This is a genomic window from Streptomyces sp. CGMCC 4.7035, from assembly GCF_031583065.1.
GTDB lineage: Bacteria > Actinomycetota > Actinomycetes > Streptomycetales > Streptomycetaceae > Streptomyces > Streptomyces yaanensis.
Map to the genome: position 1 here is coordinate 3847264 of NZ_CP134053.1, position 13939 is coordinate 3861202.

The window sequence follows — 13939 nt, forward strand, 5'->3', positions numbered from 1 at the left end:
GAAGCCGCCCGGCCCCGCGGAGTGCGGGGCCGGGCGGGACTCCGATCCCCGGGCAGGCCGGAGCGTAGTCTCAGCGGTCGTGCGGCTGCATTGCCATGCGTGTGGCCGTCAGCCCAGCGCCCGGTCCAGGTTGAACGCGGCGCTTATCAGCGCCAGGTGCGTGAACGCCTGCGGGAAGTTTCCCTGTTGCTCGCCGGTGTGGCTGATCTCCTCGGCGTACAGGCCCAGATGGTTGGCGTAAGTGAGCATCTTCTCGAAGGCCAGCCTGGCCGTGTCGAGCCGGCCGGCGCGGACCAGGGCCTCGACGTACCAGAACGAGCAGATGGAGAACGTTCCCTCGTCGCCCCGCAGTCCGTCCGGGCTCGCCAGCGGGTCGTAGCGGTAGACGAGTGAGTCGGACACCAGGTCGTGGGTGAGGGCGTCCAGCGTGGAGAGCCACTTGGGATCGGTGGGCGCGATGAACTTGGCCAGCGGCATCATGAGCACCGCCGCGTCGAGCACGTCGCCGTCCTCGTGCTGGACGAAGGCCTGGCGCGTCTCCGACCAGCCCCGTTGCATGATCCGCCGGTAGATCGTGTCCCGGCTCCGCTGCCAGCGGGCCAGGTCGGCGGGCAGGCCGCGGCGGTTTGCCATCCGGATGGCCCGTTCGATCGCCACCCAGCACATCAGCCGCGAGTACAGGAAGTTCTTGCGGCCGCCGCGGGTCTCCCAGACTCCCTCGTCGGGCTGGTCCCAGTGGTCGCAGACCCAGTCCACCAGCTCGCAGACGTCGTCCCACTGGTCGCTGGAGATGGGCTGCGCCCACTTGTCGTAGAGATAGATCGAGTCGATGAGCGCGCCGTAGATGTCGAGTTGGAGCTGGTCGGCGGCGGCGTTGCCGACCCGTACCGGCGCGGATCCCCGGTGGCCCTCCAAGTGGGCGAGTTCCCGCTCGGGCAGGTCCGTCCGGCCGTCGATCCCGTACATGATCTGCAGGGGACCCGACGGCCCGCCGTCGCCCGGAGTGATGTGCCGCGTCACGAATTTCATGAACGCCTCGGCCTCACCGGTGAAGCCCAGCCGCAGCAGGGCGTAGACACAGAAGGCCGCGTCGCGGACCCAGACGTAGCGGTAGTCCCAGTTGCGTTCGCCGCCGAGCCGCTCGGGCAGGCTGGTCGTGGGCGCGGCGACGATCGCGCCGGTCGGCGCGTAGGTGAGCAGCTTCAGGGTGAGGGCGGAGCGGTGCACCATCTCCCGCCACCGGCCGCGGTAGCGTGAGGCGGACAGCCAGTGCCGCCAGTACGCCACCGTGGTGGCGAACTGCTGCTCCGCCTCGACGCGTGCGCACATGCGTGGTGCCAGAGCGTCACCGACCTGGTCCAGCGCGAACACCGCCGACTCGCCCTCGCCGAGTTTGAAATCCGCCCACACGTCGACGTCGTCGCCTTCGAGGGGCATGGTCGCGGTCAGGGCCAGCGACAGACCGGCGGACTCGAAGACCGCCACGTCGCCGATGAGATGGACGGTGTGCGACCGGGCGCCGTAGTCGAACCGCGGTGCCACCCTCACCCGGAACGGTATGGAACCGCGCACGCACACGACCCGTCGGATCAGCCGGTGGCGTTCGGTCTCGACCGACCCGGGGCCGATGGGCATGAAGTCCTGCACCTCGCCGACCCCGTCCTCGGTGAAGAACCTCGTGATCAGGACGTTGGTGTCGGGGAAGTAGAACTGCTTGGTCCGAGCCGGCACGGTCGCGCAGAGCTCGAAGGAACCGCCCCGCTCCGCGTCCAGGATGGAGGCGAAGACGCTCGGTGAGTCGAAGGCCGAGCAGCAGTACCAGTCGATGGTGCCGTTGGTCCCGACCAGGGCCACGCTCCGGAGGTCACCGATCAGGCCGTGCTCGGCGATCGGCAGATACCGGGAGGCCCCGGGTATGTGCCGGTCCTTCGGCGATTCGGCCATCGCAGCCTCCCTGACCACCCGGCGCGCCACCGCAGCTCCCAGCTTAGGCGCAGGCGAAGGCGGGGGCACGGCGACGGGAGCGACCGGGGGTCCATCGTGCGATCACGGTGCCCGGGCGGCGCAGTTCGATCGCCAGTTCGCCGTCGCCTTCACCTTTGTCGTCGTCGTCGCCGTGGTCGTGGTCGCCGCCTTCGTCGTCGTCGCCTCCGCCCGCACGTCAGACCGCGACCACCCGTACCCCCGCCTCCTCGAACCGCCGCACCGTCTCCGTCCCCGCGGCCGTGTCCGTGACCAGCGTGTCCACCGACTGCACCGCGCAGATCCGGGCGAACGCGCGCTGCCCCAGCTTGCTGGAGTCCGCCGCGACGACCACGCGCTCGGCGCGCTCGCACAGCAGGCGATTGATCGCGGCCTCCGCCTCGTCGTGGGCGGCGGCGCCGTGCGTGACGTCGAGGGCGACCACGCCGAGCACGGCCACGTCCAGGGTGATCTGGCCGAGCACGCCGTCCGCGAGCGGCCCGATGAGCTCGTACGACTGCGGTCGCGCGACCCCGCCCGTCACCACGATCTTGAACTGGGGACGTACGGCCAGCTCGTTGGCGATGTTCAGCGCGTTGGTGACGACGGTCAGCGCGGGGGAGCCCGATGCCAGGTCGCCGCGCACCGCGAGCGCCCGGGCCACTTCCGTCGTGGTCGTGCCGCCGGTGAGGCCGACCGCCTCGCCGGGCGCGATCAGATCGGCCACCGCCTTCGCGATGCGCTGTTTCTCGGAGGCGTGGCGGGCCGTCTTGTAGCGCAGCGGCAGTTCGTACGACACGCCGTGCACCACCGCGCCGCCCCGCGTGCGCACCAGCATCTGCTGCTCCGCGAGCTGGTCGAAGTCACGGCGGATCGTCGCGGCCGACACCTCCAGCTCCGCTGCCGCTTCCTCGACATCCAGTCGGCCCCGGTCGACGAGCAGTTCCAGCAGCGCCTGCCAGCGGGCGTCGCGTGACATCCGCGTACTCCGTTCCTCTCCCCGTTCTTCCGGTGACCCTAGCGCACCAAGCTCGCCCATTCCCTCCCGTCCGATGCTTGATTGTGATTGAAAGTCGCCTTTATCTTGCAAGAGTGAGCATCGATGGTTTCACTGGGAAGGACGGGAGGGACACGGCATGACATATGTCGAGGACGAGCTGACCAGTCAGCCCGAGTGCTGGATCCGCGCCGCCGCGAGCGCGGAGGCGCACAGGGATGCCCTGCCGGCGGCCGGGGAGCGGGTCGCGTTCGTCGGGTGCGGGACCTCGTTCTTCATGGCGCAGTCCGCCGCCGTGCTGCGCGAGCGGGCCGGACGCGGTGAGACGGACGCCTTCGCCGCCTCCGAGTTCCCGCACGGGAGGGCGTACGACCGGGTGGTCACCCTCACCCGGTCCGGCACCACCACCGAGGTCCTCGACGTTCTCGCCCGGCTCCGGGGGCGGATCCGGACCACCGCGATCACCGCCGACCCGCGCACACCCGTGCGGGAGTCCGCCGACGAGGTGGTCGTGCTGGACTTCGCCGACGAACGGTCCGTCGTCCAGACCCGGTTCGCCACCACCGCGCTCACCCTGCTCCGCGCCCACCTGGGCCTTCACACGGATGCCGTGGTCGCCGACGCCCGTACCGCGTTGCGGAACCCGCTGCCCGAAGGGATCGTCGACTGCACGCAGTTCACCTTCCTCGGCCGTGGCTGGACCGTCGGGCTCGCGCACGAGGCCGGACTGAAGATGCGCGAGGCCTCGCTGGCGTGGACGGAGGCCTATCCGGCGATGGAGTACCGGCACGGTCCCATCAGCGTCACCACCCGTGGAACCGCCACCTGGATGCTCGGCGAGGCACCCGATGGCCTCGCCCAACAGGTGCGGGAGACCGGCGGGTTGTGGGTGGCGGGCGGCCTCGATCCACTCGCCGAACTCGTCCGCGTACAGCGGCTCGCCGTCGCCGTGGCCGCCGCCCGCGGGCTCGACCCCGACCGGCCGCGCCATCTGACCCGCTCGGTGATCCTCACCCCCGCGACCGGTTCGAGTGCTCGGTGAGAAGGAGGAGTCGTGCCCCTCGCAGCCACCGGTGAGCTGATCGCCGCCGCCACCGCGGCGCGCGGTGCCGTCGCGGCGTTCAACGTCATCACCCTGGAGCACGTCGAGGCCGTGATCGCGGGCGCCGAGTCCGTGGGGGCGCCCGTCGTCCTCCAAGTCAGCGAGAACGCCGTCGGATTCCGCCACGGACGCCTGCTCCCGCTGGCCCGAGCCGCCGCCGCGACCGCCGAGCGCGCCGCCGTGCCCGTCGCCCTGCACCTCGACCACATCCACAGCGACGATCTGCTCCGGCAGGCGCCCGGCGCCGGGTTCAGCTCCGTGATGTACGACGCGGCCAGGCTGCCGTACGAGGAGAACCTCGCCGCCACGCGCGCCGCCGCCGACTGGGCGCATGCCCAAGGGCTGTGGCTGGAGGCCGAGTTGGGGCAGGTCGGCGGTAAGGACGGCGAGCCGCCGCCCGATCCGCACGCACCGGGCGCCCGGACCGACCCGGGTGAGGCCGCGGCCTTCGTGGCCGATTCGGGGGTCGACGCCCTGGCCGTCGCCGTCGGCAGCACGCATGCGATGACCACCCGCACGGCCACGCTCGACCACGTCCTGCTCAAGCGGCTGAGCACCGCGCTCGACGTCCCGCTCGTGCTGCACGGCTCCTCCGGACTGCCGGACGGCGAGCTCACTGCCGCGGTCGCGGGCGGCATCGCGAAGGTCAACATCGGCACCGCCCTGAACGTCGCCATGACCGGCGCGATCCGGGACCACCTCGCCGCCCACCCCGGGACGGTCGACCCGCGCACCTACCTGCGTACCGGTCGGGAAGCCATGACCCGGACCGTGGCCCACCTCATCACCGTGCTCCGGGACGGGCGCGCATTCACCGGTTGACGCGTCCAAGTAGCCCTTCTCATGCCTCCGAGCCGTGGCAGCTGCGCCCCGTTCGGCCTCGAACTCCCTCTGCTCGCCGGCCCGTTCCTGTCGGCGGTCGTCGCCGCGCCCGCGCTGCCCGACCACACCCGCGCCGAGCTGTGGACCGTGCTGCTGCGCGTCGGACCCGCAGGCCTTCGGCACGGCGTGTCGCCGCGAACCGGGCGCCTGCCCACGCGCTCTGCGCGGCACCCATTGGTCCGTTACTTCGTGACGGCCTTCAGGACCACTAATTCTTGACGGCCTTCAGGACCACGAACTTCGCGTCGCTCGCGACCACTTCGCTGTTGCCGAAGAGACGGCGCAGCTTCACGTGGTAGCCCAGGTGGCGGTTGCCGATCACCCACAGCTCGCCGCCCGGCCGCAGAGCGCGCCGCGCCCCCGTGAACATCCGCCAGGCCGTGGCGTCCGTCGTCGCCTGGTGGGAATGGAACGGCGGGTTGTTGAGGACGAGGTCGACGCTCGCGGCGGGCACCCCGGCCAGGCCGTCGCCCACCCGGAACTCCGCCGTTCCCTTCGCGTTGTCCCGGTAGTTCGCCTCCGCGGAGGCCACCGCCTGGTACGACTCGTCGACGAACACCACCTCGGCCTCGGGACGGTCCAGCGCGGCCGCCAGACCGACGACTCCGTTGCCGCACCCCAGATCCACGATCCGCGCGGCGCCCCGGCCGTGCGGCAGGTGCTGGAGGAAGAACCGGGTCCCGACGTCGAGCCGGTCGGCGCAGAAGACGCCCGCGTGGTTCGTGACGGTACGGCCCGACAACGGGCCGATGTCGTCGGGAAGTCGATAGCGGTACGGCCACGGGTCGGCGCCCCGGTCGAGCCCCGGGTCCGGGGAGCAGAAGATGAGCCGGGCCTTCTGCTCGGCGAGCGACGTGCGGGTCGGGCCGAGGATCCGCTCGAACAGCTTCAGCGTCGAGGTGTGGATCTCCTTGACCATCCCCGTGCCGACGACGACGGTCCCCTCGTGCACGCCGGGCGCCAGCCGGTGCAGCTGGTCCTCCAGCAGCGCGAGGCTCTTCGGGACCCGGACCAGCAGGACGTCGATACGGCCGGGCGGCGTGTCCCGGGTGGTGAGCAGCCGTACGGCATCCGCGTCGACGCCGTTGCGTACGAGATTCGCGCGCGTCGCCTCGCGGGCCAGGAACGAGTCGGTGATCTGCGTCGGGCGGTGTGCGGCCAGCGCGGTGGTGAGCGCGCCCCACCGATCACCGACGACCACGACCGCGCCGCTGAGGGGGATGGCGCTCGCCGCCAGGTGCCGCAGCAGATACGCGTCGGAGGCGTCCCAGGCGCGCAGCCGGTCGCGGGGGTCCTCGGGAAAGCGGGCCAGTGCGTATTCGCCCCAGGGCGTGGTCATACGGTCGTTCATCGTGCGTCCAGGCTAGCCGAGCCGCAGGTCGGCCCCTGTCCCGGCGGTGGCGTGCGCAGCCGTCCGCCGAGCCGGATACGTGATGATGGGGCCATGGACGGCGAGCTGTTTCCGCGAAGCCGCAGGGAGGTCGCGCCGGGTGCGGTCCATGTGCCGGACTGGCTGGACGCGGACGGTCAGCGCCGGCTCCTTCAGGCCTGCCGGGAGTGGGCCCGGCCGCCCGCGGGCCTGCGGACCGTGCGCACCCCCGGCGGCGGCACGATGACGTCGCGGCAGGTCTGCCTCGGCCTGCACTGGTATCCCTACGGATACGCCCGCACGGCCGTCGACGGCGACGGCGCCCCCGTGAAGCCGCTGCCGGACTGGCTGGCCGCGCTGGGGCGCGAGGCGGTCGAAGCGGCGCTCGGCCCGCGGGCGGCGCCGCCCGAGCCGTACGACATCGCCCTGATCAACTTCTATGACGCGGATGCCCGTATGGGCATGCACCGCGACAGCGACGAGCAGTCGGACGCCCCGGTGGTGTCGCTGAGCCTCGGCGACTCCTGCGTCTTCCGTTTCGGCAACACCCGGTCCCGGGCCCGCCCGTACACGGACGTCGAGCTGCGCAGCGGAGACCTGTTCGTCTTCGGCGGCCCGGCGCGGCTCGCCTACCACGGGGTGCCGAGGGTCCACCCGGGGACCGCGCCGCCCGGGCTGGGTCTGACGGGCCGGCTGAACGTCACCCTGCGGGTCGGCGGCTTCGGACAGGGCCCGAAGCGGATCATGGGAGACTCGCCCTCATGACTGGCAAGGCGGGTCCCCGGACGGCAGGGGAAGGGAACACTCGGACGCGACTGGACCGGGGGCGCGGCGCGCTCGGTCCGGCTCTGGAGCTGGTGCACACCGGACGTGCGCCTACGCGTGCCGTGCTCACCGCCGAACTCGGCGTCACCCGGGCGACCGCTGGAGCGGTGGCCGCCGAGCTGGAGGCGCTGGGTCTGATCCGGGTCGACGCGCACCCCAGTGCCCCCGCCGGTTCACAGGGCCGGCCCTCGCACCGGCTCGAGGTCGCCGAGGACGGGCCCGTCGCGCTCGCCACCCAGGTGCACGCGGACGGCTTCCGGGTCGCGCTCGTCGGGCTCGGCGGCCGGATCGTCGCGACCGCGCCCCGTTGCGAGACCGTCGACGCCGACCCGGCGAAGGTGCTCAACTCGGTGGTCGAGGCGGGCGCCGAGCTGCTGCGCGAGACCGGGCGGCGCTGTGTGGGCTCCGGGCTCGCCGTGCCGTCCGCGGTCGCCGAACCCGAGGGCCTCGCGCTCAACCCCCTCCACCTCGCCTGGCCCGTGGGTGCGCCCGTCCGCGAGATCTTCGCCGAACGCGTGCGTGCCGCGGGCATCACGGGACCCGCCTTCGCCGCCAACGACGTCAACCTCGCCGCCCTCGCCGAACACCGGCACGGCGCGGGCCGCGGCTCCCGGGACCTGCTGTGCGTGGCCACCGGACACCGGGGCGTGGGTGGCGCGCTGGTGCTCGACGGGCGCCTGCACACCGGGAGTTCGGGGCTCGCACTGGAGGTGGGGCACCTCACCGTCAACCCCGAGGGGCGCCCCTGCCACTGCGGCAGCCGCGGCTGCCTGGACGTGGAGGCGGACCCGCTCGCCCTCCTGGCCGCGGCCGGCCGCGACGCCGGCCCCGAGGTCTCGCAGCTCCAGCAGGCCAACGACCTCATCCGCACGGAGTGCGCGACCGACCCGGCCGTCCGCACCGCGGTCGAGGTGCTGATCGACCGGCTGGGCCTCGGCCTCGCCGGGCTGGTCAACATCCTCAACCCGGACCGCATCATCCTCGGCGGTCTGCACCGCACCCTGCTCGACGCCGACCCCGAGCGGCTGCGCGCCGTCGTCGCCGACCGCAGCCTGTGGGGCCGCAGCGGAGGGGTCCCCATCCTCGCCTGCACGCTCGACCACAACAGCCTGGTAGGGGCGGCCGAGCTGGCGTGGCAGCCCGTTCTGGACGACCCGCTGGCGGCGCTCGCCTGAGCGTCGATCGGGCCGGGCCGTTCAACGGCGTCGTCGGCTGGGGATCGCGGGGGCCGCGCCAGGCCCTCAACCGCACGCTCCCCGCGCCCGGTCCTGGCATAGCGGTGGCGCGGGTGCCCGGTCCCGGCATCGTGGTGGCGCGGGTGCCCGGTTCTGGCATTGTGGTGGCGCCCGTGCCCGGCTCCCGATGGACGGCGAGGGGCGCGCCCGTCGAGTGGTGGGCCTCGGCCGCCGCGATCATCATCCGGCGGGCGTGCGCGTCGACCAGGCGGTGCTCACCACTGCTGCCCCCGTGGCAGCTCACCCCGCCCCGGCGCCGACATGTGCAGCACCTGGAACACGTCTCCCTCGGCCTTGGGCACCTCGTGCTCCCAGAGCGAGAAGTGGACCAGTTCCCAGCGGCTGTGTCCACGGCGGCGGCCGCCAGCATCGCACCGTCCTGCGCCGCCAGCCGCCCGGTCTCGCCCACCGCGTTCTCCATGACGGCCGACAGCCCCAAGCCCTCCGGGATCGGCCGAAGCCGCCGAACGGCGAACGCGGCGGGGGCGGCGGCGCCGCCGTCCTCGTACGCCAGCCCTGTCCACTGGCGCACCGCCGGCCGCCCGAAGTCGTCGGCGAGTCCCTGGAACGCGCCGCCCCAGAGGAAGGAGTTCATGCCCTCCATGGTGTTCCAGAGGTGTGGTCCTGGCGGTCGACGTGCGCCTCCCCATCGGTGGTCGTGCGGTCCTATCGGGGCGCGAGCAGGGAGAGCAGTCCCCGGACCCCCGTGTCGAAGGCGGCCGGCGAACCGGATGCGCGGGCCAGGACGTAGCCGCCCTGCACCGTCGCGAGGATGGTCGCGGCGATCTCCTCGCCGTCGAGTCCGGGCGCGAACTGGCCTTGTTCCTTGCCCTCCTCGACGATTCCGGCGAGCCGCTCACGGATCCGGTCGAGCGTCTCGTCGACCGGCGCGCGCAGTTCGTCGCTTGCGATGACGTCGGGGTCCATCGTCAGACGGCCGACGGGGCAGCCGCGCAGCACGTCGCGCTCGCGGGTGAGGTACGCCTTGATGCGGTCGTAGGGCGTGCCCGGCCCGTCGAGTACTCCCTCGGCGGTAGCCCGCAGCTCCTCGGCCGTCCGCCGGATCGCCGCCAGCGCCAGGTCCGGCTTGCCCTTGAAGTGGTGGTACATGCTGCCTTGACCGGCGCCCGCGCGCTCCAGGATCGCCTTGGGGCTGGTGCCCACGTAGCCGCGTTCCCACAGCAGCTCGCGGGTGGACTCGATCAGTCGCTCCGGGGTGCTCATACGGCACTGTACATACTAGTAGGTACAGAATTCGAGGTCTTGGGAGCAACCGCCGGCCCCTCGCCTACTCCCCGGGAGGTACGCGAACTGCCGCTGGCCGTACGACGACCCGGACCCCCTCCCGGGGCGAGTCTCGAGGCATCACCGCACAACCCACCGAGGGAGATGACCCGAGATGCAGACCCTGGCCCATCACTGGGACGGCGGTCCCGGCCCGTGGATCTTGTTCTTCCCGCTGTTCTGGGCGGCCGTCGTGTTCGGCGTCGTGACCGTCCTGCGCCGCACCGCCGGGCGCGGCCGTGGCATGCCGTGGCGCGGTGTGGACGGCCGTCCCACGGGTGACTCGCCGATCGCCGTGCTCGGCCGCCGCTTCGCCTCCGGTGAGATCGACGAGGACGAGTACTGGCGCCGGCTCTCCGTCCTGGACGAGCAGTTCGGACGTACGGGCAAGGGAGGTGCGGCATGAGCTCCCGCTCCTAGCCCATCACCGCCCCGGACGAGACGCCCGGCGCCGCCCCTTGGACGACCGCCGCGGTCGTCGACGCCGTCAAGGTGTACGGCAGCGGCGACATTGCCGTACGGGCCCTGGACGGCGTCAGCGTCGGCTTTCCGCCCGGCCGCTTCACCGCGACGCCGTCCTCTCCTTCAAGCCCGGCGTGGGCGCGGCCGAGGGAAAGGCCGCCGTGCCGAAGGTCGCGGCGCAGACGGGAATCCGCCGGTGCGGCCCCGCGACGAGTACGCCGAGTCCTCGGCCGGGGCCATCGACATGATGCTCACCCTCGTCTACGCGCTGCTCGCGCTCGCGGTGCTCATCGCCCTGCTCGGCATCGCCAACCCCCTCACGCCGGCGATCCACGAACGCACCCGCGAACTGGGCCTGTTGCGGGCCGTCGGCCAGGCGCGGTCCCAGCGCCATGGTCCGCTGGGAGTCGGTCCTCGTGGCCGCCTTCGGCGCGACGGGTGGGCCGGCCCTGGGCGCGTTCCTCGGCTGGGTACTGGTCAGGGCCCCCGGCGGGGCGTCCGACACTGCATCGCCTTCGCGGTGCCGCCCGGCCGGCTCGCGGTGGTGGCGCCGGTGGGGCTCGCGGCAGGAGCCCTCGCCGTGCTGCGGCCGGCCCGGCGGGCGGCCCGCCTCGGTGTGCTGCGCGCCATCGCCGCGGAACGACCCGCGCTGGGCCCGCCTCAGGGACGTACGGGTGGGAGGGTCACCGCCCGGTCAGCCGACAACGGCGGACCGGGCGGGAGCGTGTTCCGTCCTGCGGTCGTTGACCGCGAGCGTGCGGGCCGGCGCCTCAAGAGCGGTGTCGTAGAGGGAGCGGCTCGGTACGGGGCGGGTCAGGGTTGACGACGGCGCCGGGAGCGTGAACCAGACGACCTTGCCCGAGTCGCCGTCCGGGCGCGCCCCCCAGCTGTCGGCCACCGCCGCGACCATCGCGAGACCGCGGCCGCTGGTGGCGGAGGGGCCCGCCTCGCGCAGCTCCGGCAGACGCGGGTCGTGGTCGTGCACCGAGACGGTGAGCCGGTCGAGCAACAGCTCTATTTCCACGGTGCACGTCTTGTCCGGCCGGGCATGCCGGTGGACGTTCGTCAACAACTCCGTCACACCGAGTGCGGCCCGTTCTATCAAGGGATCCAGGTGCCAGTAGCGCAGCTGCGCCGATACGATTCTGCGGACCTGGCCGATCCGCGACGGCAGGGCTTGGAGCTCCACCGTGCAGTGCCTGCTTGGCTGGCTGATCACGGCTGCGACTCCCCGAATTGAGGTCCGGAAGAAGAAGACAGAGATCGGATCCAGCAGGAGGGCCGGTCGTACATGCCGCCTGCTGTGCGGCTGAGTACTCCGGCCGCCTGGTGCGGAACGGCTTCGTACGGGGGCCGCCCGCTGTCGTGACCGGCGGGCTGGTTCTTCAGCGTTATCGCCGGTAAACCCAGAGTGATGTGAAACCAGCGTGACGCACCGGGTGACGTCCTGCAACTCGCGTCACGCTCAGTGGCCGGGACCGGCCGCCCTGCGGACCGCCTCGATGAACCGCCGAGCCGACGGCGGCCCCGGCTGCCCGGGCGCGGGGTCGTGCTCGCCGAGGGTCAGCGAGTAGCGGGTGCCGTTGATGTCGGCCAACGCCCGGTCCTCCGCGGCGAACCAGGGTTTCGACGCGCGTACCGCCTGCACCGGCGCGCTGTCTATCTCGCTGCCGTAACTGGTGAGCAACCGCAGCCTGCCGTCGCTGATCCGGACCTGCCCGGCTCGGGTGAGCGACCGCAACCCCTTCCCGATCCGCACACCTGTGGCCGTGAACTCCGGCTCCGCCATGATGCCCCGCCCCCTTGTGCGTTCCGCTGTGCCCGGCCCGGATCCGGCGTGGGTCGCGATCCGGCGTGGTGTTGATCCGGTTCGGTCGTGATCCAGTGTGCATCCCCGCACGGGGCGGTGTCCCGGCGGTGCCCGGCGGCACCGATCGGCGTCCCCTGCCGTGCAGTCTGCCCGCACCCGGCGGCTTGCACCAGTGCGCATGGCGAGGTCGCGCGGGGTATCCGGCGCACTCGCGTGGATGCGCCCCCACCGTTTTCCGCCGCCTGCCCCAGGGGCGCCTTTGAGCTGCTCAAAGATGCGTTTATGCAGGTGAGAAGCGTGCGAAAGATGCCTATCATCGAGGCGTCCGACCGCGTGAACCCTGCGTCGGTACACCCCGTAAGGAGCCCCGCCGTGAGCACCCCCCAGATGATCAGCCCCGGCGAGACCCTCGACGTCGACCGTAGCGACGCCGAGTACCGGACCTGGCTCAAAGAAGCCGTCCGCAAGGTCCAGGCCGACGCCAACCGCTCGGCCGACACCCACCTGCTGCGTTTCCCGCTGCCCGAGCACTGGGGCATCGACCTCTACCTCAAGGACGAGTCGACCCACCCCACCGGCAGCCTCAAGCACCGCCTGGCCCGCTCCCTGTTCCTCTACGGCCTGTGCAACGGCTGGATCCGGCCGGGCCGTCCGGTGATCGAGGCGTCCAGCGGTTCGACGGCCGTCTCCGAGGCGTATTTCGCCAAGCTCATCGGCGTGCCCTTCATCGCGGTCATGCCGCGCACGACGAGCGCCGAGAAGTGCCGGCTCATCGAATTCCACGGCGGGCGGTGCCACTTCGTGGACGACTCGCGCAAGATGTACGAGGCCTCGGCCGCCCTCGCGACGGAGACCGGCGGCCATTACATGGACCAGTTCACCTACGCGGAACGGGCCACGGACTGGCGCGGCAACAACAACATCGCCGAATCCGTCTTCCGCCAACTGGAGCTGGAGCGGTTCCCGGAGCCCGCTTGGATCGTCGCCACGGCGGGCACCGGCGGCACGTCGGCGACCATCGCCCGGTATGTGCACTACATGGGGTACGACACCCGCGTCTGCGTCGCCGATCCGGAGAACTCGTGCTTCTTCGAGGGGTGGACGACCGGTGATGAGGACGTCACCTGTGACTGCGGCTCGCGCATCGAGGGCATCGGCCGGCCCCGCATGGAGCCCAGCTTCGTGCCCGGCGCCATCGACCGGATGATGAAGGTCCCGGACGCGGCCAGCATCGCCGCCGTACGCGCGCTGGAGGGGGCCATCGGCCGCAAGGCGGGCGGTTCGACCGGCACGGGCCTGTGGAGCGCGCTGAAGATCGTCGCCGAGATGGTGGCCGACGGGCGTACCGGCAGCGTGGTGACCCTGCTGTGCGACCCGGGCGACCGCTACCTGGACAAGTACTACTCGGACGCGTGGCTTGCCGGCCAGGGGCTGGACATCGCGCCGTACACGGCGGCGATCGAGTCACTGCTGGCGACCGGGGTGTGGCCGGAGTAGGCGCACGAGGCGTCACGCGCCCGGGGATGCCAGCCTCCGGTCCAGCGCCGTCACCGCGCCGCGGAACGCGCGCCCCAGGCCCGTCCGGGCCAGTTTCAGCGCGAGGCGGAAGACCGCGGTCCCGTCGGCGGCGAAGGTCCACTGCACCCGCGTGCCCGTACCGGCCGGCGTCAGCCGCCACTCCTCCAGGAGGGCGTGCATCCCGGGTGCGTTCGTCTCGTCGACGCGGTATGCGTACACCTCGCCCGGCTTGGCCGCGACGACCGTCTCCCGGAAGCGGGTGCCGCCCGTGAGACGCACCTCGCGCCCGGCGCCCTCGTCGACGGGCCGGGCGGAGGTCACAGCGGAGAACCACTCGCTCCAGCCGGGGACGTCCTCGGAGAGGGCCCGGAAGACCGCGTCCGGGGGTGCGGTGATCTCCCGCGCGAACACCAGCCGCAGGGGAGCGGTCTGCGTGAAGTCGAGTCCCACCGGGCGCAGACGGCGTGCCATGGACAAACCCCCTTGCGGGAAA

Annotated in this window: 13 protein-coding genes and 3 pseudogenes; 8 read left to right on the top strand and 8 right to left on the bottom strand. The window is 72.2% G+C overall.

Going from position 1 to position 13939, the window contains the following annotated elements:
- Positions 1-108 precede the first annotated feature (108 nt).
- On the bottom strand, positions 109-1944 hold the full coding sequence (locus Q2K21_RS16455) for a glycoside hydrolase family 15 protein (protein ID WP_310771446.1): 1836 nt from the start codon (positions 1942-1944) through the stop codon (positions 109-111).
- A gap of 217 nt (positions 1945-2161) precedes the next feature.
- Positions 2162-2941 (bottom strand): DeoR/GlpR family DNA-binding transcription regulator, encoded by a 780-nt coding sequence (locus Q2K21_RS16460; RefSeq protein WP_310771448.1) that lies wholly within the window; start codon positions 2939-2941, stop codon positions 2162-2164.
- 157 nt (positions 2942-3098) lie between these two features.
- Between Q2K21_RS16460 and Q2K21_RS16465 the strand changes: the two genes are divergently transcribed.
- Entirely contained in the window at positions 3099-4001 is a 903-nt protein-coding gene (locus Q2K21_RS16465; protein ID WP_310771450.1) for an SIS domain-containing protein, read from the top strand.
- 12 nt (positions 4002-4013) lie between these two features.
- Entirely contained in the window at positions 4014-4883 is an 870-nt protein-coding gene (locus Q2K21_RS16470) for a class II fructose-bisphosphate aldolase (RefSeq protein ID WP_310771452.1), read from the top strand.
- Positions 4884-5151: 268 nt separating this feature from the next.
- Here Q2K21_RS16470 and Q2K21_RS16475 read toward each other — a convergent pair whose 3' ends face one another.
- The gene (locus tag Q2K21_RS16475) at positions 5152-6294 is read right to left on the bottom strand and encodes a methyltransferase (RefSeq protein ID WP_310771453.1); all 1143 of its coding nucleotides are present in this window, start codon (positions 6292-6294) and stop codon (positions 5152-5154) included.
- A gap of 93 nt (positions 6295-6387) precedes the next feature.
- Between Q2K21_RS16475 and Q2K21_RS16480 the strand changes: the two genes are divergently transcribed.
- Both Q2K21_RS16480 and Q2K21_RS16485 read left to right on the top strand, forming a co-directional pair.
- Positions 6388-7077 (top strand): alpha-ketoglutarate-dependent dioxygenase AlkB family protein, encoded by a 690-nt coding sequence (locus tag Q2K21_RS16480; RefSeq protein ID WP_310771455.1) that lies wholly within the window; start codon positions 6388-6390, stop codon positions 7075-7077.
- Entirely contained in the window at positions 7074-8312 is a 1239-nt protein-coding gene (locus Q2K21_RS16485; RefSeq protein WP_310771457.1) for an ROK family protein, read from the top strand. The genes Q2K21_RS16480 and Q2K21_RS16485 overlap by 4 nt, the downstream gene beginning before the upstream one ends.
- A 275-nt stretch (positions 8313-8587) precedes the next feature.
- Here Q2K21_RS16485 and Q2K21_RS16490 read toward each other — a convergent pair.
- Both Q2K21_RS16490 and Q2K21_RS16495 read right to left on the bottom strand, forming a co-directional pair.
- Positions 8588-8991: pseudogene (locus tag Q2K21_RS16490) on the bottom strand (DUF4865 family protein); the annotation flags it as partial.
- Positions 8992-9038: 47 nt separating this feature from the next.
- Positions 9039-9596 (bottom strand): TetR/AcrR family transcriptional regulator, encoded by a 558-nt coding sequence (locus Q2K21_RS16495; RefSeq protein ID WP_310771459.1) that lies wholly within the window; start codon positions 9594-9596, stop codon positions 9039-9041.
- A gap of 175 nt (positions 9597-9771) precedes the next feature.
- On the opposite strand from Q2K21_RS16495, the gene Q2K21_RS16500 reads away from it, so the two are divergent.
- From Q2K21_RS16500 to Q2K21_RS16510, 3 genes and pseudogenes are all read left to right on the top strand, one after another.
- On the top strand, positions 9772-10062 hold the full coding sequence (locus Q2K21_RS16500) for an SHOCT domain-containing protein (protein WP_310771461.1): 291 nt from the start codon (positions 9772-9774) through the stop codon (positions 10060-10062).
- A gap of 17 nt (positions 10063-10079) precedes the next feature.
- Positions 10080-10226: pseudogene (locus Q2K21_RS16505) on the top strand (ABC transporter ATP-binding protein); the annotation flags it as partial.
- A gap of 8 nt (positions 10227-10234) precedes the next feature.
- Positions 10235-10758 (top strand): annotated as a pseudogene (locus Q2K21_RS16510) (ABC transporter permease); the annotation flags it as partial.
- A 54-nt stretch (positions 10759-10812) separates the two neighbouring features.
- On the opposite strand, the gene Q2K21_RS16515 reads toward Q2K21_RS16510, so the two are convergent.
- Complete coding sequence (locus Q2K21_RS16515; protein ID WP_310771463.1) at positions 10813-11337, bottom strand: ATP-binding protein; 525 nt, start codon at positions 11335-11337, stop codon at positions 10813-10815.
- Positions 11338-11583: 246 nt separating this feature from the next.
- Entirely contained in the window at positions 11584-11907 is a 324-nt protein-coding gene (locus Q2K21_RS16520) for a hypothetical protein (RefSeq protein ID WP_310771465.1), read from the bottom strand.
- Between the two features lie 408 nt (positions 11908-12315).
- Between Q2K21_RS16520 and Q2K21_RS16525 the strand changes: the two genes are divergently transcribed.
- The gene (locus tag Q2K21_RS16525) at positions 12316-13425 is read left to right on the top strand and encodes a PLP-dependent cysteine synthase family protein (RefSeq protein ID WP_310781028.1); all 1110 of its coding nucleotides are present in this window, start codon (positions 12316-12318) and stop codon (positions 13423-13425) included.
- A 12-nt stretch (positions 13426-13437) separates the two neighbouring features.
- On the opposite strand, the gene Q2K21_RS16530 is transcribed toward Q2K21_RS16525, so the two are convergent.
- A complete protein-coding gene (locus tag Q2K21_RS16530; RefSeq protein ID WP_310771467.1) occupies positions 13438-13917 on the bottom strand; it encodes an SRPBCC family protein in 480 nt (159 codons plus the stop codon).
- Positions 13918-13939 lie beyond the last annotated feature (22 nt).